Source organism: Saccharopolyspora sp. NPDC050389 (genome assembly GCF_040655595.1).
Lineage (GTDB): Bacteria > Actinomycetota > Actinomycetes > Mycobacteriales > Pseudonocardiaceae > Saccharopolyspora.
In genome coordinates this window covers 1-20722 of record NZ_JBFAKG010000137.1, presented here as the reverse complement: position 1 = coordinate 20722, position 20722 = coordinate 1, and the positions used below count along the sequence as shown (strand labels likewise).

The 20722-nt window shown below is 67.5% G+C and carries 20 protein-coding genes and 2 pseudogenes; 15 read left to right on the top strand and 7 right to left on the bottom strand.

What is annotated here, in order from left to right:
• Positions 1–617 precede the first annotated feature (617 nt).
• The 7 genes from AB0I53_RS45815 to AB0I53_RS45785 all read left to right on the top strand — a co-directional run bounded on the left by AB0I53_RS45815 (position 618) and on the right by AB0I53_RS45785 (position 7586).
• Positions 618–1034 (top strand): hypothetical protein, encoded by a 417-nt coding sequence (locus tag AB0I53_RS45815; protein WP_358616481.1) that lies wholly within the window; start codon positions 618–620, stop codon positions 1032–1034.
• Entirely contained in the window at positions 994–2043 is a 1050-nt protein-coding gene (locus AB0I53_RS45810) for an extracellular solute-binding protein (RefSeq protein WP_358616478.1), read from the top strand. Before AB0I53_RS45815 ends, AB0I53_RS45810 begins: the two co-directional genes overlap by 41 nt.
• Before the next feature lie 10 nt (positions 2044–2053).
• The gene (locus AB0I53_RS45805; protein ID WP_358616475.1) at positions 2054–3070 is read left to right on the top strand and encodes an ABC transporter ATP-binding protein; all 1017 of its coding nucleotides are present in this window, start codon (positions 2054–2056) and stop codon (positions 3068–3070) included.
• A 32-nt stretch (positions 3071–3102) separates the two neighbouring features.
• Positions 3103–4800: an iron ABC transporter permease gene (locus AB0I53_RS45800; protein WP_358616473.1), complete on the top strand. Its 1698-nt coding sequence runs from the start codon at positions 3103–3105 to the stop codon at positions 4798–4800.
• 137 nt (positions 4801–4937) lie between these two features.
• The gene (locus AB0I53_RS45795) at positions 4938–5675 is read left to right on the top strand and encodes a hypothetical protein (protein WP_358616470.1); all 738 of its coding nucleotides are present in this window, start codon (positions 4938–4940) and stop codon (positions 5673–5675) included.
• Between the two features lie 14 nt (positions 5676–5689).
• A complete protein-coding gene (locus tag AB0I53_RS45790; RefSeq protein WP_358616467.1) occupies positions 5690–6547 on the top strand; it encodes an endonuclease/exonuclease/phosphatase family protein in 858 nt (285 codons plus the stop codon).
• 13 nt (positions 6548–6560) lie between these two features.
• Entirely contained in the window at positions 6561–7586 is a 1026-nt protein-coding gene (locus tag AB0I53_RS45785) for a LacI family DNA-binding transcriptional regulator (protein ID WP_358616465.1), read from the top strand.
• Positions 7587–7706: 120 nt separating this feature from the next.
• Here the strand turns inward: AB0I53_RS45785 and AB0I53_RS45780 are convergent, their stop codons facing one another.
• The 3 genes and pseudogenes from AB0I53_RS45780 to AB0I53_RS45770 all read right to left on the bottom strand — a co-directional run.
• The gene (locus tag AB0I53_RS45780; protein WP_358616463.1) at positions 7707–7868 is read right to left on the bottom strand and encodes an aldolase/citrate lyase family protein; all 162 of its coding nucleotides are present in this window, start codon (positions 7866–7868) and stop codon (positions 7707–7709) included.
• 105 nt (positions 7869–7973) lie between these two features.
• Positions 7974–8606: a glutamate dehydrogenase gene (locus AB0I53_RS45775; protein ID WP_358616484.1), complete on the bottom strand. Its 633-nt coding sequence runs from the start codon at positions 8604–8606 to the stop codon at positions 7974–7976.
• A gap of 143 nt (positions 8607–8749) precedes the next feature.
• Positions 8750–8845 (bottom strand): annotated as a pseudogene (locus AB0I53_RS45770) (Glu/Leu/Phe/Val dehydrogenase dimerization domain-containing protein); the annotation flags it as partial.
• A gap of 80 nt (positions 8846–8925) precedes the next feature.
• Between AB0I53_RS45770 and AB0I53_RS45765 the strand changes: the two are divergent.
• On the top strand, positions 8926–9609 hold the full coding sequence (locus tag AB0I53_RS45765) for a helix-turn-helix domain-containing protein (RefSeq protein WP_358616461.1): 684 nt from the start codon (positions 8926–8928) through the stop codon (positions 9607–9609).
• A 434-nt stretch (positions 9610–10043) separates the two neighbouring features.
• Here AB0I53_RS45765 and AB0I53_RS45760 read toward each other — a convergent pair whose 3' ends face one another.
• Entirely contained in the window at positions 10044–11696 is a 1653-nt protein-coding gene (locus AB0I53_RS45760) for an amidohydrolase (RefSeq protein WP_358616458.1), read from the bottom strand.
• 30 nt (positions 11697–11726) lie between these two features.
• Positions 11727–11891, bottom strand: a complete 165-nt coding sequence (locus tag AB0I53_RS45755) for a hypothetical protein (protein ID WP_358616456.1) — start codon at positions 11889–11891, stop codon at positions 11727–11729.
• Between the two features lie 23 nt (positions 11892–11914).
• On the opposite strand from AB0I53_RS45755, the pseudogene AB0I53_RS45750 reads away from it, so the two are divergent.
• From AB0I53_RS45750 to AB0I53_RS45725, 6 genes and pseudogenes are all read left to right on the top strand, one after another.
• Positions 11915–12367 (top strand): annotated as a pseudogene (locus tag AB0I53_RS45750) (LysR family transcriptional regulator substrate-binding protein); the annotation flags it as partial.
• Between the two features lie 101 nt (positions 12368–12468).
• The gene (locus AB0I53_RS45745; RefSeq protein ID WP_358616454.1) at positions 12469–13191 is read left to right on the top strand and encodes an SDR family oxidoreductase; all 723 of its coding nucleotides are present in this window, start codon (positions 12469–12471) and stop codon (positions 13189–13191) included.
• Between the two features lie 32 nt (positions 13192–13223).
• Positions 13224–14525, top strand: a complete 1302-nt coding sequence (locus tag AB0I53_RS45740; RefSeq protein ID WP_358616452.1) for an MFS transporter — start codon at positions 13224–13226, stop codon at positions 14523–14525.
• Positions 14526–14533: 8 nt separating this feature from the next.
• Entirely contained in the window at positions 14534–15697 is a 1164-nt protein-coding gene (locus AB0I53_RS45735; protein WP_358616449.1) for a C45 family peptidase, read from the top strand.
• Positions 15694–16530 carry a polysaccharide deacetylase gene (locus AB0I53_RS45730; protein ID WP_358616447.1) on the top strand — a complete coding sequence of 279 codons (837 nt, stop codon included), beginning with the start codon at positions 15694–15696 and terminating at the stop codon, positions 16528–16530. Before AB0I53_RS45735 ends, AB0I53_RS45730 begins: the two co-directional genes overlap by 4 nt.
• A gap of 2 nt (positions 16531–16532) precedes the next feature.
• Positions 16533–17243, top strand: a complete 711-nt coding sequence (locus AB0I53_RS45725; RefSeq protein ID WP_358616445.1) for an SDR family oxidoreductase — start codon at positions 16533–16535, stop codon at positions 17241–17243.
• Here AB0I53_RS45725 and AB0I53_RS45720 read toward each other — a convergent pair.
• Both AB0I53_RS45720 and AB0I53_RS45715 read right to left on the bottom strand, forming a co-directional pair.
• Positions 17236–18930 carry an ABC transporter substrate-binding protein gene (locus tag AB0I53_RS45720; RefSeq protein ID WP_358616443.1) on the bottom strand — a complete coding sequence of 565 codons (1695 nt, stop codon included), beginning with the start codon at positions 18928–18930 and terminating at the stop codon, positions 17236–17238. The genes AB0I53_RS45725 and AB0I53_RS45720 overlap by 8 nt on opposite strands.
• 297 nt (positions 18931–19227) lie before the next feature.
• Positions 19228–20508, bottom strand: coding sequence for a hypothetical protein (locus tag AB0I53_RS45715; RefSeq protein ID WP_358616441.1), 1281 nt, complete (start codon positions 20506–20508; stop codon positions 19228–19230).
• Here AB0I53_RS45715 and AB0I53_RS45710 point away from each other — a divergent pair.
• The gene (locus tag AB0I53_RS45710) at positions 20501–20653 is read left to right on the top strand and encodes a hypothetical protein (RefSeq protein ID WP_358616439.1); all 153 of its coding nucleotides are present in this window, start codon (positions 20501–20503) and stop codon (positions 20651–20653) included. The two genes, AB0I53_RS45715 and AB0I53_RS45710, sit on opposite strands and share 8 nt — an antisense overlap.
• The last annotated feature ends 69 nt before the right edge of the window (positions 20654–20722 follow it).

Below are 20722 nucleotides of genomic sequence, written 5' to 3'. Positions count from 1 at the left end.
CGTCGGTATCCACCCCGGCTGCTCAACCCCGATCACCTGCACCAGTACATGATCCACTACCGCCCAGACCCGCGATTACGGGACAGGCTTTAGAGCCGTGCCCGGCGACGAAGTGGTGCTCGAACCAAAACTCGTCGTGCGTGGAACCACCGTCCCGCCGAAACGCTGATCCCCTGTTCGGACGCTCGACTTTGGCGGGTTGGATTATCGCCCAGCCACCTTCTCGTCGTTCGACAGAGATGCCGTGCCCCTGCATCGCTTTCGACGCAGCGGCACGGCATTTCGTGCGAACCAGCTGTTGCTGGGAAGCCGAGGTCGATGCCACCGCCATTGGGCCCGGCTAACGCGTCGCGACAACCTTGCCGCGGGCAGCATCTCGCCATGTATCCGGCGAGTGCGGTGTAGTCACTGCCGAGGAGAATGGCGGTCGGACGCGAGCCGGTAGGACGCGCGAGCCGGTAGGACGCGCGAGGAGTGGGCTGACGACCTCGTAGGTGGCGGCGACGGTGGGGCGGTGGCGACGACGACTTCACCGCGAATCCCGTGGCACTCGGCGGCCAACAGCGTGTCTTGGATTCGGTGGTATGTGATGTGAGGGAGCCAAGGGCGATGTGGCGATGGCCGAGTTCGGCCAGGTGATCAATGGCCACGCCCACGCCGGTGTCGATGTCGAACGATCGAGACCAGACCGATTCGAGCTCGCCAGGGTCGATGTCGGCGAAGTCAGCATCGATGAAGATCACCGGCAGGTCGTCGAGCGGCCCCCACCGGGCCGTGGTGGTGACGAGGATCCCGAGTCCCGCGCGTGCGCACTGTTCTTCGATGACAGCAACCCGTGCAGCAGGCTTCCGGGAACGTTCCCGGATTCAGCAGGGAACGTTCCCGGCCGGTTTGCGTCCCAGACCTTCGATGTTTCCGCAAATGTCAAGGACGGGCACAAGAGTTCTCACCAGGCCGCACGCTGGCTACGGCTACTGACTCGAAGAGGTCTCCATGAAAAGCTCGAAGCTCATCACCTTGCTCGGAGTTCTTAGCGTGGGAGTCGCGGCGCTGACCGGATGTGCCCCCGGCGGCGGGACAAGCTCGGTCTCCGGTGGCCCGCTGGTGGTGTACACGCCGCAGGGCGATGGTGAACGAGGCGCATACATCACCGAGCACGCCAAGAGTGAGCTCGGAATGGACGTCAAGCTGGTGACCGGCGGTGGCGGCGCATTACAGACCCGTCTGGTGTCGGAGAAGAACAACCCGCAGGCCGACGTCGTGCTGGGTTTGGGTGAGGCGCAACTGCACCAGGTGGCCGCCGAGGGGGTGCTGGAACCGTACGCGCCTGCGTGGGCGAATCAAATCCCGGCAAACTTCCGCGGCAACACCCACGAATTTTCCCTGCTCACACAGACGCCGATCGTGCTCGCCTACAACACCGCGCAGATGGGTGCCGCCGAGGCACCGATGAGCTGGGAGGATCTGGCCAAACCGCAGTACAAGAACAAGTTCGTCCTCCCGGGGTTGACCGGGCAGACCGGTCAGGCTGTGGTGGTGGGCTTGTTGTGGCGCTACGCCGACCACAAGACAGGCGAGGTCTCGCCGCAAGGGTGGGACCTTGTGTCGAAGGTGCTCAGCAACGCGTTGCCGTTGCCGGAGGGCAAGAAATTCGACTGGGGCATGGTTTCCAGTGGCCAGACACCGATCGTGGTGAACTGGCTAGGCGGTGTGCAGACCGGTGCCGCCGACAACAAGCTGACCATGCAAGTGGTCAACACGCCGGGCGGCACGCCGTTTGTGTCGACCGGCATCGGGACGGTCAAAGACACCAAGCGGCAGGTCGACGCCCAGAAGTTCATCGGCTGGTTCGGTTCGGCGAGTTTCCAGGTGGGCTTCGTCAAGACGACCAACAACGACACCCCGTTGAACTCCGACGCGGTCCGGCAGTTGCCGGAGGCGGCGGCGCTCGCCCAGGTAGGCAAGCAGGACATCGATTGGTCCGTGGTGGCCCGGAAGTTGCCAGCCTGGCTGGAGAAGATCCAGCTGGAACTCCAGGGGTGAGGTTGCCGAGATGATTTCGATCGAAGGGCTGACCATCCGCTATGGCACCCACAAGGTGATTCGCGACGTCGACCTGACGATGAAGCCCGGGGAGTTCCTCACACTGTTGGGACCGTCTGGGTGCGGCAAGTCGACGCTGTTGCGCGCGGTCGCCGGGTTCGTGGCGGCGTCCCAGGGGCGCATCGTGATCGACGGGCGGGACGTGACGCGCCTCGATCCAGAACATCGCGGTATCGGGTTTGTGTTCCAGAACTACGCGCTATTTCCGCACATGACGGTCTGGAAGAACGTGGCCTTCGGGTTGCGCAGCCGTGGGGTGAACAAGTCAGAGACCGCCGAGCGGGTCGAAGAAGCACTCGCGATGACCGGATTGTCGGCGCATGCCTCCTCGAGGCCCGCGCAGTTGTCCGGCGGACAACAGCAGCGGACGGCCATCGCACGCGTATTGGTGACCCGTCCGTCCGTACTACTGATGGACGAACCCCTGTCGAACCTCGACGCCACACTACGGGTGCGATTACGGGCAGACATACAGCGACTGCACGAGGACTTGAACATCACCACGATGTACGTCACCCACGATCAGCAGGAGGCGCTCGCGCTGTCCGACAGGGTGGGGGTGCTGCGTGAGGGCCGGATCGATCAACTGGATCGACCTCGCGACCTGTACCACAACCCCGCGAACTCCTACGTGTGCCAATTCGTCGGTTCGGCGAATGTGCTGGACACGGACACCGCGTTGCGGTTCGGGCTGCGTCGGCCGGACGCTGGAGATCGACAGGTGCACGTGCGCCCGGAATGCATCCGGCTGACCGAGCACCCGGTCACCGAGCACGCGAGCCCGGGAGTCGTCACCGATGTCACGTTCCTCGGTCTGCTGACCGAGTACGCGGTCGACGTCGGCGGTGCCCGGATCACCTCGCTGGTCGGCTCGCATGCTGACGGGCGATGGCGGCCAGGAGAGACGGTCAGCTGCGGATTCGATGGCTCCAACGCGATGTGGTTGAGCGCAGGAGGGGCCAATTGATCTCGCCAACGAGTACGCGGTGGGGAGGGCGGGTGGTGCTGCTGGCAGGTCTGCTTCTCGTCGCCTGGTTCGTGGTGACGTTCCTGTACGTCCCGTACTACAGCATCCTTCGGGAACTGCTGTTCCCGAAGGACGGCGACGTCGGGTCGGTGGTGGCTGATCTGATGAGTTCTGCGCGGGTCCAGCATGCAATGCGGGACACCCTGATCGTCACCGTGATCTCGGTGGTCACCACCAACGTCGTCGGGATCGCGCAGACGTTCCTCCTGGAGGCAGTCGACCTCGCCGGCCGGCGGGTGCTGCTCCTCGCCTACGCCGTGCCACTCGTTTTCGGGTCCGTATCTGCGGTGACCGGTTACGAAACCGTGTACGGCGCGAATGGCGTCCTGACCAAAGCCATCCGGTCGGTCGTGCCGGCGGTGCCTGCTGACTGGTTCTCCGGTATGGCCGCCGTCATCGTGGTGCACACGTTCACCTTGACCGGTTTCCACTTCCTGTTCCTGCGGCCGGCGATCCAGCGGGTGGACTTCTCGATGGTCGAGGCGGCGCGGTCGCTGGGGATGAATCCGGTCCGGGCGATTCTCCGGGTCGTGGTGCCGGTGCTGCGGCCGACGATCGGCGCCTGCACACTGCTGGTGCTGATCATGTCGCTGGGATCGTTCGCCGCACCGCACATCCTCGGCGGAGGCGGCTTCACCATGGTCGGCCCGCTGATTTCGACACTGACGGGCCTGGGACGATCGGACATGGCAGCTCTGCTGGGCTTTGCGCTCGGCGCGGTCACTGTGGCTGTCATGCTGTGGGCCTTGCGCTTGGAGAGACACGCCCATCCCGCCTCCATGAGCAAGATGCCGCAGCCGTTCCAACGGGTGCGGCTGCACAACCCCTTCATCCGAGTCACGGCGCACGCCATCGGGTACATCCTGGCGGTCGTCAATCTAGCTCCCTTGCTGGTCACCGGGATGCTGTCGTTGTTGCCAGCCGAGGTGGTCCGCAACGGCGAGCTTGTCGGCCCGCTGACGCTCGAGAACTACATCCGCGTGCTCACCACGGGCGACGTGAGCCAGCCGCTGGTGACGTCACTGCAGCTGTGCTTGATCGCCATCCCGATCGCCCTGCTCATCGGGACGCTTGTCGCCCACCTCGCACACCGGTACCGCAACCGTGCCACCGACGCGCTGCAGATATCCCTGTTCCTGCCGCATTTCCTGCCCGGTGTCTTGATTGCGCTCGGATTGCTGCTGGCATTCGGTGACACGTCAATCCTGGTCGGAGGAGCGGTGCTGGTCGGCGGCTTCTGGATCTTGCCGCTGGCCTACGTCGTCCTGCTGCTGCCGCTGGCGTCTCGGTTCCTTCGGGCGGCCTATGCCGGACTGGATCCGGCCATCGACGAAGCGGCGAGGTCTCTGGGAGCACGCCGGATCCGGCGGTTCCTGCTGGTCACATTTCCGCTGCTGACTCCGGTGCTGATCCAGGTCGCCGCGCTGAGCTTCAACCAGACCTTTGACGAGTACACGGTGTCGGTGATGGTGCACAACGTCAACAACCAACCGTTCGGCGTTGCATTGGGAGCCCTGGTCAACAACCCGGACCCGGGCTTGGCCGGCGTCATTCCGGCATACATCGTGGCCAACACCGCGATCACCCTTATCGTCGTCCTGCTCGCCGACCGGATGGCGGACCGGGCTGCGCGGCACGGTGTGAGCGTGTCGGGGGGTGCTGCGCTCTGATCACGCACAACCACCCCTGGTTCGCCCCGGGCACCGACGCCGACGCTGTGGTAGCGGATGGCAGCCCGCCGTGCGGGATCGCGGAGGCGTTCATTGCCGGAAAAAGCGCGTACGCCCCGTGCGAAGACGTCCTGCTAGTGACTGCGCACCACGTCGGGATCTTCGACGGTATCTCCAGCCCGTTGCGCCGCGACGGCGAACTCCCCAGCGGCCAGGCCTTCGCGCGGGCCGCGGCCCGCGCGCTGCTAGCGGTTGATCCAGACGTTGATGCCAGAACCGCGGTCGACCTGATCACCCGGCAGCTGGCCCAGATCGGAGTTGCGCACGCCGGTCCCTTCGGGAGCGTCGCGGCGATCTACGCGCCGGATCGCGGTGAAGTGTGGCGCGTGGGTGACGTGCACGTCGCCATCGACGACCGACACCTGCCGGGCAGCAAACGGATCGACGCAGCCATGGCCGGGTTCCGGGCGGCCATCAACGCCGCGGCACTGGCCGTCGGTACACCGCTGAGCGACATCATCCACGACGACCCCGGACTGGCTGCAGCCGCACCACTTCTGGCCGCGCAGCCCACGCTGGCAAACCACCCGGGCGCATTCGGTTACGGCGTGCTCAACGGGACCCCGATCCCCGACGAGTTGATCGAGACCTACTCAGTGCCGTCGAATGGACGAGTCGTACTTGCCAGCGACGGCTACCTAGGCCCCGAACGGACCCTCGCCGACGCCGAACGGCAACTCCACCGAGCCATCGCCGACGACCCGGCGTGCATCGGACCGCTTTGGACCATGGGCAAAGCCCTCACCCGAAACACAGCCGCACCGGACGACCGCGCGTACATCCGGATCGAGACCGATCCGGCCGAGTCCCATTGACGAATCGAGGAACGATGGAAGCAATTCGCGTGGCAACCTGGAACACCCTCTCGCGCGACCGAATGCACCGCATCGGTCTCGCCGCCGCACAGCTGCGCGCGGTCGACCCGGACGTAATCCTGCTCCAGGAAACCGCCGAAGGCCACGCCCGAACACTCGCCGACGAACTCGGTCTCGTGCTGGCCGCGCTCGACCACGTCGACTCGGCGGAGGTCGCAACTGCGGTCCTCACCCGGCCCGATTTGCAACCGCACCAGCCGCCGAAGGGACTTGACGGGGTCGCCGGCCGGGCGATGGTGGCCACGGTCGACCTTTCTTTCGGTGATCGGCGCCTGCGCACGACCTCGGCCCATCTGCGCAACACGCCGTCGGCGGGGCGCTTGGGCTTCGACCCGGACTACCGCGCCGCGGCATCCGATGCCGCTGCTGTCGAGTCGATCGCCGATGAGTCGATCCGGACCAGCGTCCTGGCGCGCCTTCACCAACTCGGCCAACTCAAAAACGCCCGACGTCAGCTTACGATCGAGGGTGAAGTGTTCGGCGGCGACCTCAACTTCGTACCCTGCGGCATTGAGTACCGCCGCGTGAAAAGCTGGGGACTGGCCGACGCATGGACTGCTGCCCCCAGGATCGGCAGCGGAGCCACCATCCTGGAACGTAATCCGCTGGTCATCGACAGCAGTGCCCATCGCGAGGCCGCCGTCCGCGCCTACCCCGGCATCAGCCGCGATCTGGACTACACCCTGGATTTCCAGTTCCATTCGCCATCGCTGATCGCCGGTGCTGCGTGGGTCTTCGGCGAACCGATCGACGGAGACTCCTGGGCCAGCGATCACCTCGGTATCGCCGTCGATTACGCCTGGCGCAACTAACTGAGAGGACGCCATGACCCGGACACCGCGTGTGTCAATCCTCGATGTCGCCGCCCATGCCGGCGTATCGAAGTCCGCAGCAAGCCGCGCCCTGCTCGGGCAAGGCGACGTCGCCGAGCAGGTCCGCGCTCGAGTCGAAGCGGCTGCCGCGGAGCTCGGTTACGTCAAGGACTACCGGGCGCACGCCCTCAAGTCCACCAGCACCCGGACCGTGGGCATCTTCGTCCGCACCGTCCGCCTGTCCTTCTACGGTGAACTCATCGCCACGATCCAGCACACGATCGAGTCCAACGGCTTTCAACTCGCCGTCTTCGCCGCCTCGTCCGACACCCCAACCGAAACGCACACTATCGAACAAATGATGGGCCTGCGACCTGAGGGCATCATCATCGCTTCCGGCCGCGTACCGACACACACCATTACCGGCGCCGCGAAGATCGTGCCGGTCGTGCTCGCCGGGCGGACCAACCGGCTACCTGGAATCGACACAGTCGCCGACGACGGAACCGGAACCGCCGCCCTGGCCGAATGCGTCGCTCACCACGGCCATCGGGACGTTGCCGTCCTCAGCGTCGCCCGCTCCCGATCGGCGACGCTCAGCGCGCGCTCCCAGCGCATCCGCAAGGAACTCACCGCCCTCGGTGTCAACGTCCTCCCGGTCCCCCTCGCCGCCGACCGCGACGCCGCCGACCCCGAACACCTGCGCCGGGCGCTCAAGACTGCTACGGCCGTCATGTGCCCGAACGACCCGACACTGATCACCACGTGGGAACAACTCGACGCCTTCGGTCACCGCGTCCCCGACGACATTTCCCTCACCGGTTACGACGGCATCGGCCAACTGGCTAGCCCGGTACTTGGCCTGACAACGTGGCGCCAGCCCATCGCGGACATCGGCCACGCCGTAGCCGAGCAGATCCTTGACCGCATCAAAAACCCTGACACCAGCCCCCGGCACATCAGGCTCACCGGATGCCTGCAACGCGGACGAACCCTACGACGCCATGATTCAGGACTGCCCCATGGGCCTGTGCAGTGAGAGGCGCACCAGACCCTAGCGTGGAACTCCTTGGTCGATATCCGTCCGTAAAAAGGGCGAACCGCGGACCACCGTGAGCATTCGTCCGGCGCCCCCTGCGACGGCCATACCCAGCAGGCCTTAGCTGGTCGCTGTCCCCTGCCTCGCCCAAGAGTCCACTGTGGTCGGATCGGTCAGGAAGCGCACGATCTCCGACCGCGCTTGTTCCTTCGCTTCTGGCGCGACGGCATCCTCCAGGTCAGGCATCACCGCGTCGGCGATCCTGCGCAAGGCGGAGCTCAACAACCCGGATTGTCGGCTGGAACCGCCAGTAACGAGCGGGGTGGCGAGCTTGTCGGCACGAAGGTCAACTCCTGTCGGGTAGGGCTGGTGACTGCGGCGAGTTCGTCACGGGTAGAGCCCGCGCAGCTGGTGGGCCAGAGCCACGCGTTCAACCGCGAGCGCGGTGGCGGCCTTGCGCAGGGAAACGTGGCGTTCGGCAGCGAATTCGCGCACGTTCTGCCACGCTGCACTCATCCGGTTCGCGAGCCGAGTCCTGACCTCGTCCTCGCTCCACCAGTAGGACTGGTTGGCCTGCACCCATTCGAAGTAAGACACGATCACGCCGCCGGCGTTGGCGAGGATGTCCGGAACGACCAGCACACCCTTGTCGAGCAACACCTCGTCGGCTTCGGGAGTGGTGGGGCCATTGGCTCCCTCCACGACGATTCGGGCGCTGACCCGGTGCGCGTTGCGCGTCGTGATCACCGACTCGACCGCGGCGGGCACCAGGACGTCAACGTCCAGTTCCAGGAGATCTTCGTTCGATGTCTTGTCCGCGCCGGCGAACCCGACCACAGTGCCCGTGCGGTCGACGTACTTGGCGAGGTCCGCGATGTCAAGGCCGCGCGGGTGATGTACGGCCCCGTACTGGTCGCTGACGGCGACAACCCGTACACCGGCCTCGGCGAGCAGACGCGCCGCGCCACGGCCGACCTTGCCGAAGCCCTGCACGGCCGCCGATGAGGTGGCCGGATCCAGTTCACGCGACCGTAGGGCTCAAGCACGACGTGGACGACTCCCTGCGAGGTCGCGCTCGCGCGTCCGCGGGAACCACCAAGACTGAGCGGCTTGCCGGTGGCGACGCCGAGCACGGTGTAGCCCTTGTTCACCGAGTAGGTATCCATCAGCCACGCCATCGTCTTGTCGTCCGTGCCGATATCCGGTGCTGGGATGTCCTGGTTGGGCCCCAGGGCCGGCACCATCTCGCTGGTGTACCGGCGGTGGTACCGCTACGCCGAGCACCTCCGCGAGGCCCGTGTTGCAGCGCTCGGGATCGCTACCGGACTCACGCACGCCGATGTGGCAAGGCGAAGCACGGACCGCCGAGGTGGTGCTCGCGGCCGCCGATCCGGAAGGAACGGGCAAGGGTCTCCCCAAGTCGGTCAAGGTCATTCGGCTCCGGGGGCCTCGCGAAGAACTGCGCCGAGCCCTCAGCCGGGCCGAAACAGCGCCGGCCCGGTACCGGTCGGTCGCGGCTTTGGCACCGGAGAATGACGAACTCCACGTGCTGTGCACCTCTATGACGGCCGTTACCTGGACCAAATCGCTCTGGAGCGAGGCCCTCACCATCGGCATCGGCAGCGCCGTGCCCCCCGAGGAGTCAGCCCGCAGCTTTCGCACGGCCGATGCCGCTGTGAAGCGGGCGACGGAGGGACGCCCCATTGTCAGCTGGGAAGACCTCACCGAGTCGGGCTTGATCTCGCTGGTGGCCCCGGAGACGAGGGAACACTTCGCGGAGGAGCTCCTCGGACGCCTGGACGACACCCCGACCGGCCGCACCGAACTGACGCGGATCGCCATCTCGTTCGTCCGTCACCACGGGAAGGTGCACGCCGTCGCTGACGAGGTCGGGATGCATCGCAACACCGTTCGCACCCGGATCCGTGAAATCGAGACGGCGCTCGACACGAATCTCGACGACCCGACCGCTCGCTTGAACCTCTGGGCAGCGTTGCAGATCGCCGACGACCGCATGGCGTGAGCCGATCCGGGCCACAGCCAGGGTTTCGAATCCAACTAGCCGCTCACCGCGGAACGCGAACACAGGATCTCGGTAGACCAAGGCCACTGACCACCCCCGATGCACCGTTACGATCCCCGCATGTGTGCCACCTGCGATCGAATCGGTCATCCGCCGGCGGGTTCACGATCATTACACGTCCTGGTCCCGAACAGGAGGAGGGCCTGGGATGCCCGTCTTCTGATTCCATCCGAGTCCTGCGTGAAGTCGCGGCGTCGATTCTGCCTGACGTACCCGGCTCGGGCGAATTTGATACCCTCGACATAGGCTACCTTTGATACAGCGTGCCCTGCAGCACCGGAACGGAAATTCCTCCGGTGGCGGGCCGTTTCTGGCTCCCGACCGCGTTTGTGGTGTAATGGCGCACCTTGCCCGTAGAAGTGGACTTCACGTGCTCAGGAGACCTTCAGCGCCCCGACGTCATGGGCTACATGGCCACCGACGACGGTTGCTCCCACGGTCAGTTCTCCAATGCGTTCAGGTTCCACACACAACAGGTCGTCGCTGAGGACCACGAAGTCGGCGAGCATGCCCCGGGAGAGGGCTCCCTTGATATGTTCCTCGTGGACGGCGTGGGCCGAGCCGATCGTGTACGCGCGCAACGCCTCCTGCACCGTCACAGCCTCATGCGGGGCGATCGGGGCACCAGAGGCAGTCCGCCGGTTGACCATGTCGTGGATGCTCAGCAGCGGAGCCGAAGCGACCACGGGAGCGTCCGTAGAGCCCGGCAGCTCCACGCCAGCGTCCAGGAACGACCGCATTCGGTAGGCCAGCTTGCCCCGGACCGGGCCGAGGGCCGCGAGTAGACTCTCACCGATCTCCGACAGGAACCGGCCCTGTGGTACCGGAATCAGGCCGAGCGCCGCGATCCGGGCGACCTGCGCGTCGCTCGCCACCGCCGCGTGTTCGATGCGGTGGCGCACATCCGTACGCGGGTGCAACCACTGCGCCTCCTCGTACGAGTCGAGGACGACGTCCAGGGCAGCGTCCCCGATGGCGTGCGTGGCGACCTGCCAGCCGCAGCGGTGTGCCTCGACGATGTACCGACGGATCTGCTCGGCCTCGTACCGGAGCAGCCCGCTGTTCCCTGGCGAATCGTGGTAGTCGCAGCACATCGCGGCGGAACGACCGATCAGCGAACCGTCCGAGAGGATCTTCGCCGGTCCGATGCGCAGCCACTCGTCGCCGAAGCCGGTGCGCAAGCCGAGGTCGAGGCCGTACCAGGTGACGCCTGGTTCCAAGGCGCCGCAATCGTGCAGTGCGGTGATGTAGGGCATGACCGTCATCCGGACGCCGAGAGCGCTTCGTTCGCGCGCCCGCATGTAGGCGTCCAGATCGGCCGGTCCGTTGCCGATGCCGTCGACGACGCCGATGCCTGGTTCGGTCGCACTGGTCAAGCCGACCGCGAGGGCGGCCTCCGAACCGGCGGCGATGTTGGCGGCCCACTGCTCGCTCGGCTCCGGCCGGAACACCCGCTCGACCAGTTGCATCGCCGTCTCCTGGAGCAGTCCCTCGGCCCGCCCGTCCTCGTCGCGCACGACGTGGCCGCCGGGCACCTCGGGCAGTGCGGTGAGATCGGTGAACCCAGCTCGTGCGAACGCTTCCGTGCTGGCGACGGCCATGTGGTGCGAGGTGTGCACCAGCCAGACCGGCCGGCCCTGAGCGGCCCGGTCCAGTTCCTCAGCCGTCGGATGGGCGCCGGTCTTGTTCTGGTCGTAACCCGCCCCCAGTACCCACGCGCCGGCAGGCAGCGCCGCGGCCCGCTCGGCCACGGCCTTGTACAGCGCGTCAAGGCTGGGCGCCGAGGCGTAGGACACGTCCAGTTCGCGCAGGCCTTTACCAACCAGGCTCAAGTGGTGATGCACGTCGTTGAAGCCCGGCACGGCGTGCGCGCCGCCGAGGTCGACGACGACGTCCGCGGCGCTGCCCTCCAACTCCTCGTCGAGTGCGACAATCCGGCCGGCCAGCGCACCGACTGCGCGAGCGGTGGGGCGGTCCGGGTCGAGGGTAGTGAACCGTCCATTGTGGAAAACCGCATCGAGGCGCAAATTCCTCAACTCCTTCTTGTTTGGGAGGCCTCAGACGGACGCCGCAGCGTGCCGCACCTGAGCTGTGCGCAGCGCGGTGAACCGGGCGAGCGCGGCGACACAGACCGTGGTGATCAGCAGCAGGGCCGTGTAGAACACGACCACGGGCCAGATCGAGCCGCTGGCGCGACCGCTGCTGCTCAGCGACGCCGACATCGGCATCTCCACCAACCCGGCCCCCCGCCCCGCTGGAATCGGCGTTCCTCGGCCGCACTCCGGTGATGGCGCAGGTTCCCGCCGATCACCGCTGGGCCGGGCGCACCAAGATCAGCCTCTCTGAACTGGTCACCGAGCCACTGATCCTGATGACTCGCGCCAACGCGGCCCGGCTGGTCGTCGACGATGCCGTCAATCGCGCGGGCCTTACCCCCGCCGGTGTCGCCGAGACCGGCTCCTCAGCCTTCGCCCAAGCACTCGCCGCAGCGGGCCGAGGGGTGTGCCTGGTTACCGACAAGGCCCGCTTCGACCTGCGGGAGCTGATCGTGGAAGCTCCCGATGGCCCGTTGATCGTTCCCCTGTACGCGGGCTGGGACGCAGCGCACTACGCGCGCTCCGCAATCCACGCTTTGGTCGACGGCCTGCGCGCCTACTGCGACCAGCACACGCAGCGGTACCTGGGGCTGTCGCCGTAAGACATCGCGAGTCCGCATCGGTCGAACGACCGATGTCTGGCGTGCGAGCCGTCCCTACTGTCCTCGACACCGTCGCCGACCAGGACGAACGAGGAGTGGCAGTGAACGGCAAGATCGCAGTGGTGACCGGTGCCGCCGGGGGCATCGGTGCCGTGTTCGCGGACCGGCTGGCGGGGCTCGGCGCGACCGTGGTGCGCGCCGACATCGACCACGACGCCGAGACCGACGACCGGCCGCACCTTGACGTGGCGGATCCCGGCTCGTGGGACCGGCTGCGGGACCTGGTGCACGAGCGGTTCGGGCCGGTGGATCTGCTGGTGAACAACGCCGGCATCAGCGCTCGGACGGACCTGCTCACCACCACCGACGAGGACTTCAGCCGCGTGCTCGCCGTGAACGCCTTCGGCCCCTGGCGGGGCATCAGAACCTTCGCCGACGACCTCGCGCGCACGCGTGGCGTGGTGATCAACGTCGGCTCGATCTACGGGGTCACCACCCCACCCGCCGGCGCGGACACCGTTCCCTCGTCGGTGGCCTACCAGATGAGCAAGGCCGCGGTGCACCAGCTGACCAAGATCGCCGCGGTGGAGCTCGCGCCGCGCGGGATCCGCGTGAACGCGGTGCTGCCCGGGGTGTTCCGCACTCCCCTGCTCGACCACCTCCCGCCGGCGGCGCTGGACGCGCGGATCTCCGGCGCACCGATGTCGCGCCCCGGCGAGGCGGACGAGCTGGCGAACGCGCTCGCGTTCCTCGCCGGCCTCGAGTCCTCGTTCGTCACCGGTGTCCTGCTGCCCGTCGACGGCGGCTACCTGGCGGCTTCCTGACCCCGACCGGCCCCTCCCGAGGAGCGAAGCCCATGACGGCACAACACACCAGACCCGCGGCGACCGGCACCCGGCCCGGGCTCAAGCTCCGCGCGGTCATCTCCGGCAGCGTTGGAAACCTGCTCGAGCAGTACGACAATCTCGTCTACGCCTACTCGACCGTGTACCTCAGCGCCCACTTCTTCGTGGGCGGCTCCACTTCGGCCCTGCTGTCCACATTCGCGGTCTTCGCAGTCGGCTTCCTCGCCCGGCCGCTCGGAACCGTCTTCTTCGGCCACATCGGCGACAAACTGGGCCGGCGGCCCGCGCTGCTCGCGAGCGTGATCCTCATGGGCGCGGCGACCGTCCTCATCGGACTGCTGCCGGGCTACCAGACGATCGGGCTCGCCGCGCCCGTGCTGCTGGTGGTGTTGCGGCTGTTCCAGGGATTCGCCGTGGCCGGCGAGTGGGCGGGATCCGCCGCAATGCTCGTGGAGTACGCCGGCCCGCGGTCGCGGGGCCGCTACGGCAGCCTCAACCAGGTCAGCACCGCGGCCGGCTTCCTGGTCGCCGCGGCCGTGGTCGCCCTGAACTCGCTGTTCTGGAGCGAGCAGGGCATGCTCGATTTCGGCTGGCGGGTGCCGTTCCTGATCGGCGCCGTGACCGCGATCGTCGCGCTGCTGCTGCGGTTCGGCCTCGAGGACACGCCCGCCTACCAGGCGCAGGAGGCGGCGGGCACCACGAGCGACAGCCCGCTGCGACTGGCCTTCCGCACCCAGAAGACCGCGATGGCACGCGGCTTCTTCTTCACCGTGAGCTGGACGGTGGCCTACTTCTTCTTCCTCACCTACCTGCCGACCCATCTGCACAAGCAGGTCGGCCTGGATTCGAGCACGGTCGAGGCGTCGAACATCGTGGGACTCGTCGTGCTGACGGTCGCGATCTTCGGCTTCGGCGTCCTCTCCGACCGGATCGGGCGAAAACCGCTGCTGCTCATCGGTTCCGGCGGGTTCGTGCTCCTCAGCTTTCCGGTCATGTGGCTGTTCCAGACCGGAAGCGTCGCGGGCGTGTACTTCGGCCAGGTGCTGATCGCGCTCGTCCTCGCCGCCTTCTCCGGTCCCGGCCCCGCCGCGCTGGCCGAACTGTTCCCCACCAACGTCCGGTACTCGGCACTGGGCATCGGCTACAACTTCTCCGTCATGGCCTTCGGCGGCACGGCGGGATTCATCGCCACCGCACTGATCGACGTCACGGGCAACGCACTGGTCGTCGCCGCACTCCCGACGGCTGCGGCAGTCATCACCTTCGTCACGGTGTGCTTGATGCCGGAAACCTACCGAACAGAACTGAAGTGAGATCGACGATGAGCGAAGACAGCAATCCACGACTGATCGTCGTGCAGGGCAGCTACCGGCAGATGGGCGAGGACCTCGGCGCGCGCACGGCGGATCTCATCGCGCGCAGCCTGGACACCTACACAGGCCGGTTCCACGACGACGCCGGACTCAGCGACGCGGACATCGACCGCTGGGGACGGGCGTACCTCGACGTCGCCGCCTCCTACTCCCCCGAGATCGCCGCGATGCTCGACGGCATGGCCGCGGGTTCCGGACACCCCGCGCACCGGCTCGCCGCGCTCAACGCCCGCACGGAAATGCTGTACGGCACCGGCTACCGCGACGAAGGGTGCACGTCGCTGTCAGTCCTGCCCCGCTACACGGAGAACGGCCACACCCTGCTCGCCCAGAACTGGGATTGGCATCCCGAACAGGCTGCCGTGACGTTCCTGCTGGCCACCCGCGACGAGACCGGGTTCAGCGTGCTGTCGCTGACCGAGGCGGGCATGCTCGCCAAGAGCGGCCTCAACTCCGCGGGGCTCGGGGTGTGCGCCAACCTGCTGGTGTCCGACCTGGACCGCGGCGGTGCCGGCGTGCCGTACCACTACCTGCTGCGCGGCGCGCTGCAGGCGAAGACGATGTCCAGCGCGCACAAGAAGCTGCTGCCCGTCGAGCGGATCTCCTCCGGCAACGTGCTGCTCGCCGACGCGGGCGGCGAATCCATCGACTTCGAGCTCGCGCCCGGAGTCTTCGGCACCCTTGTTCCCGAAGGCGGCCTGCTCACCCACTCCAACCACTTCCAGGCGCCACTGCCGCTGCACGACCGGAAAGCCGCGACGAGCGCACTCACGCTGCTGCGGCCGGTACGGGCCAGGCACCTGCTCGAACCCGCGCTCGAGGAACGCCGGGTGCGGGTGGCGGACGTCGTGGCGACGCTGCGCGACGAGTGGTCCTATCCGGACGGCATCTGCCGCCACCCCGATCCCGAAGTCCCCGCCGCCGAACGAACCGCCACCGTCTATTCCGTGGTCATGGACCTGACCGACCGGGTGCTGTGGATCGCGCCCGGTCCCCCGAGCAGCCACGGCTACGCGCGTTGGGAGCTGGACACCCTCTTCGACGACCCGCGCGTCGCGCCGTTGGAGTTCCTGCCCGGCACGCAGTCCACACCCGAGGAGGTGTCCGCATGATCCGTGGAACCGTCTGCCTGACCTTCGATTTCGACGCCATCTCGCTCTGGATTGCGCGCGGTCAAACCACGCCTGGCCCGATCTCCCGAGGCGAGTTCGGCGCGTACGCGATCGACCGCATCCTCGCACTGCTGCACCGCACCGAGGTCCCGGCCACGTTCTTCATCCCAGGGCACACGCTGGAGACCTACCCGGCGCAGTGCGCGGCCATCGCCGAGGCGGGTCACGAGATCGCACTGCACGGCTACGCACACGAGCCGGTGACCACTTTGGACAGAGATGCGGAGATGGCCGTGAACCGGCGATCGGCCGAGCTGATCGAAAAGCTGACCGGGCACCCGCCCGCGGGGCACCGCACCCCGAGCTTCGATTTCACCGACAACACGGTCGCGATCCTCACCGAGCTCGGCGTCGAATACGACTCGTCGTTGATGGGCACCGACTTCGAGCCCTACCTCGCGCGGTCCGGTGACCGGTGCGAGGTCGATGGGCCGTTCCGCTTCGGCGGCACCGCACCGGTGGTCGAACTGCCCGTCTCCTGGACGCTGGACGACTACCCGCACCTGGAATTCGTGCGCACGTCGCAGTTCGTGATGCCGGGGCTCCAGGACGCGGAGGCCATGTTCGCCCGTTTCCTCGGCGACGTCCGCTACATGGCGAACACCATCGCGGACGGCGTCACGACCGTGACACTTCACCCGCAAGTCATCGGCCGGGGCGCGCGCATGGTCGCGCTCGAGCAGTTCATCACCGGCTGCCACGAGCTCGGCGTCGCCTTCGAGTCGTGCGTCGACGTCGCCCGGCGGGTCCGCCCCGCTCTGCTGGGAGGGTGAACGTGGCAGCGAAGCGGTCGGTCCTGGTGATCGGAGCGCAGGGAGGCATCGGCCGTGCCGTGACGAGTCGGCTGGAGGCGGCCGGCTGCTCGGTCACGGGCGCGGACCTGCCCGAACTCGACCTCGCCGAGCGGGACGTGGTCGCGACGCACGTGGCGCGGCTGTGGGCCGAGCACGGCGGTTTCGACGCGCTCGTCCACGCGGCGGGCGTCTTCCCCGCAGCGCCGGTGACGGCGAGCGACGAGGATCTGTTCGACCGAGTCATGGCCGTGAACACGCGCTCGGCGCTGAGCGCCGGGGCGCAGTTCGTCCGCGACTGCCTGGCCGAAGGCCGGCCGGGAACGCTGGTATTCGTCAGCAGCGGCGCCGCCGCCCGCGCACGGCCCGGCACCGCGGTCTACGCGGCGTCCAAGGCGGCGCTCGATGCGTTGGTACGCGGCTTCGCACTCGAGCACGGCCGCGACGGGATCCGGTGCTGCGCCGTGGCTCCCGGGTTCGTGGACGTGGCGTCGGCCATCAACCCCGTGCCCCGGTCGTACGTGGAGGAAGTCCGAACGGCCAGCGTCCAGGGCCGGATCGGCCGTCCTGACGACATCGCCGCCGTGATCGCATGGCTGCTCAGCGACGACGCCTCCTGGGTCAACGGGCGCACCGTGCCCGTCGATGGCGGCGATGGCATCGGCTCGGCGACCGCCCCGACGTGGCTCAGCTGAGCACGGGCGGCACCAGCCTCCGGTTGGTGCCGCCCGAGATGCGGTACGCCAAGTGCGGATGGCCGCGCGTGGGGTCGTCGGTGTCGTCGGGGTAGCTGAGCCCGTGTTGACCGCGCCCCACGAACTCGTGCGCTCCGGTCACGCCGAACGATGCCGTCGACCTCAGCTGTTCCCGCACGGCCGCGAAGTCCCACGGCCTGCTGACCCGGCTCCACGCCTGGGCCAGGACGTTGACCATGTCGTAGTGCACCGCCGCGGCCGCGAGTCCCGGATCAGCGCCGAACGCCGCGCGGAACCGCCGCTCGAAACGGTCGCACACGGGACTGTTCACGTTGCCGATCAACGTGGACCACACCAAGCCCTCGCTGAGTTCACCGAACCGCTTGGTGAAACCCGGGGCCACCGGCGACCACGCCGCGTGCACCAGCGCGTGCTCGCGCAGCGCCCCGGCGGTGGAGAGAAATGCGCGCAGTGTCGGCTCGGGAAAGATCGACAAGGACACCGCATCCGGCTCGGCCTGTTCCAGCCGCCGGATGAGGCCGGTGAAGCTCGCGGTGCGGTCCTGAACCGATTCGAGGAACACGAGGTTCCAGCCGGCCTCCGCGGCTTGGCGCTGCACTCGTTCGCAGACACCCGGATCGAACGTGCTCTCCCGCTGGAGCACGGCCAGCCTCCGGCGCCTCGGCCGGAACGAGCCGCTGTCCTCCAGGTACCGGACCGTCCGCAACAAACCCGGCACGTAGGCGGATTCGGTCGAGCAGACCTGGAACACGGCACCGAGACCATCGGGGTCCGCATGCACGTCTTCGGAGAGGGCCGCCCCGGTCATGCTGTGCAGCACCGGCGCTCCAGCAGCTGCCGAGGCCGCGATCGCGGGGCGCGCGAACGGCAGCGGGAAGTTCCCGAGCATGATGGCGTCCACGCCGCGCGCGGTGAGCGCCGTGACCGCGTCCAACAGCCCTTCCGATGTCGCGGCAACGGTCACGTGCTCGACACGGCGGCCCGCGATGCCACCGCGCGCGTTGAGCTCCTGCACCGCGAGTTTCGCACCGCGGCGCATCGCCACGACGTCTCCGCCAGCCGACGGGTTCGCCGGGTACACCGCGCCGAGCAGCGCCGGCCGGGGCCGCGGAGCACGCACTGCCACCCGCGGTGCCGTCACGGGACCACGCAGCACCGCGAGCAGCGGTCCAGGAAGCACCAGATCGGGGCTCGGCAAGGGCGCCACGTAGGCGTCCTCCGCAGCGATCAGCGTCGCCACAAGCGCACGGGAGGTGGCGCCGGTCTTGGCGAACACGTGCTCAAGGTGTGTGGCCACCGTGCGGCGTGTGCAGCCGAGCGCCTCGGCGATCTCCTGGTTTCCCAGCCCGCTGGCAGCGCATGTGGCGACCTGCAGCTCGCGCACGGTCAGCCCGTAAGGGGCCTCGACGTCGACGATATCGAGCCGCGCGACCCGCCGCTGCGTGTCCGGCACGTCGACTGTGACGCGACGCACCCCGCTACCGGCGATGTCGAGGTAGCGCACGAACCCGCCGCCCAACGCGCGTACCGCACGCTTCGCCACGAGCACCAGATCCGGCCGCGCCTCGAAGAACGCCGCATCGCTGCCGCTCCCGCGCCCGGATTCCGGTTGCAGCCACCGCCGCGCGCCATTGAACGGGATCATGTCGTCCACTGGTACCACCACCGGTGCCTCCCTCCGTCGCCAACACCACGCCAACGGATCCGTCCTGGCAGGGGAAGTATCCCACCCTGCTCGGGACCAGATACCAGCGAATCTCGGTGGGCGTGCGTGGTGTCGGTGCGAGGGACTGAGTCCCGATCATCCCGACGGCCGCACTGGATCATCGTCCACCCAAGACGATCACTGGACGCAAGCGCCCACGATCAGCACACCCGGAATTAAGCCGACGTGGTCTCAGCGATCGGAGGAATGACGAGTTCCCCGCCGGGCGGGACAGCGTGCACGCGTGCCGCCTGGGGGCTACCTCGCAGTAACTGCCGCGCCGAGCATGGGCGCTAGCTTGTTGGCCTCGGCGACGGCGGCGTTCCAACTGAACTCGTTGTTGTCGCTAAAGTAGTAGTAGGTGGCGCCGTTCGGCATCATCGCGACCGTGATGCCGCCGTACCCCGACATGAACGGTACGTAGAAGGGGCTGGTGTAGGCGGGGTTGTCGGCGGGGGTGAACTCCTGGCCCCAGAAGCCGTTCTGGTACTTCATGGGCTTGGCACCGGTGGTGGTCATGCCCCGGGCCTCCGGGTCGCGTTGCATGGTGGCCGCGAGCAGTGCCGGGTCGAGTATCTGCGTTCCGTTGACGGCGCCGTGGTCGTTGTTGAGGAACTTGGCGAACCGGGCGACGGAGTCCTGCGTCCAGAACATGCCGTACCCGCCGAAGGGTGCTCCGCCGGGGCTGTTGTCGGTGCGGGAGGAGACGAGCGAGTCGGGCCCGACGCCGACGGGTTCGAGCACGTCGTCACGGAGCATGTCGAAGATGTCGGCGTCCGAACCGGCCTTGTCCTGCAGGTAGTTGTTCATCGCGCGGGTGGCGAGGAAGGTGTCCGAGGTGTGGTAGACCCACTGGCTGCCGGGGCTGGCCTTACGCGGGAAGGACAGGGCGAGTCGCATCTTGTCGGCGTAGGGCTCGGCTGCGAAGAAGTCCGCCATGATGGGGCCCGATTCGTCGGTCTCGTAGCCGGGCGAAGTGTAGTTCTCGGTGGCCATGTCGAGAGTGTGGTCGAGGGTGACGCCGCTCCAGGCGGTGTTGCCGGCGGTCTCGGGGATTCGGTCGGAGAGCATCTCCTGGGCCACGGCAGGGCCGTAGCGCTCCGCCAGACGCAGCATGGCTGTTCCCGCGAACGCCGACTTCGCGGTCGAGTACGAAGGCAACAGCATCTGGCCGCAGTACGGGTACTCCCCTTGCCGGGTCCGGCAGTTGCCCACGTAGTGCGCTCCGCCGGAGTAGAAGCCGAAGGTGCTCAGCGCGGACGGCGTGATGCCGGCGCCGAACTTCGAGACATCCACCCCACTTCCCGGGTAGTCGGTCGCCAGCGCCGAGATGGGCTTGGTCGGGAGCCGGCCACCCACTTCGAAGGCGTACGCATCGCGCAGATTCTCGGCGCCGTCGACGGGGCCGGGCCGGTAGTCGGCCGGAACCTGTCCCCACATGTCGAACTGGAAGTACTCGCAGGTCTCCGTGGTGATCTGGTAGCGGACTTCGGAGATCGATGTGGCGTCGAAGAGGAACGTCAGGGCGCCGTTGTGCACGCAGTTGGCGTTGCGCTCGACGAGCGCCCTGGCCGGCGTGGCCTACCTGCATATTGCCGCCGACCAGGACGTGCGCAGCCTGACCGGAGCGGCTGAGGACGAGTACGGTCGGCTGTTCACTACTGAGCTTCGTGTTTTAGAGTGACAGTCCGGTGTGTTGAAGGAATGAGTAGGGCAGGTGCTCGGTTGCGCGGACGCGGTCGATGCCGTGTTG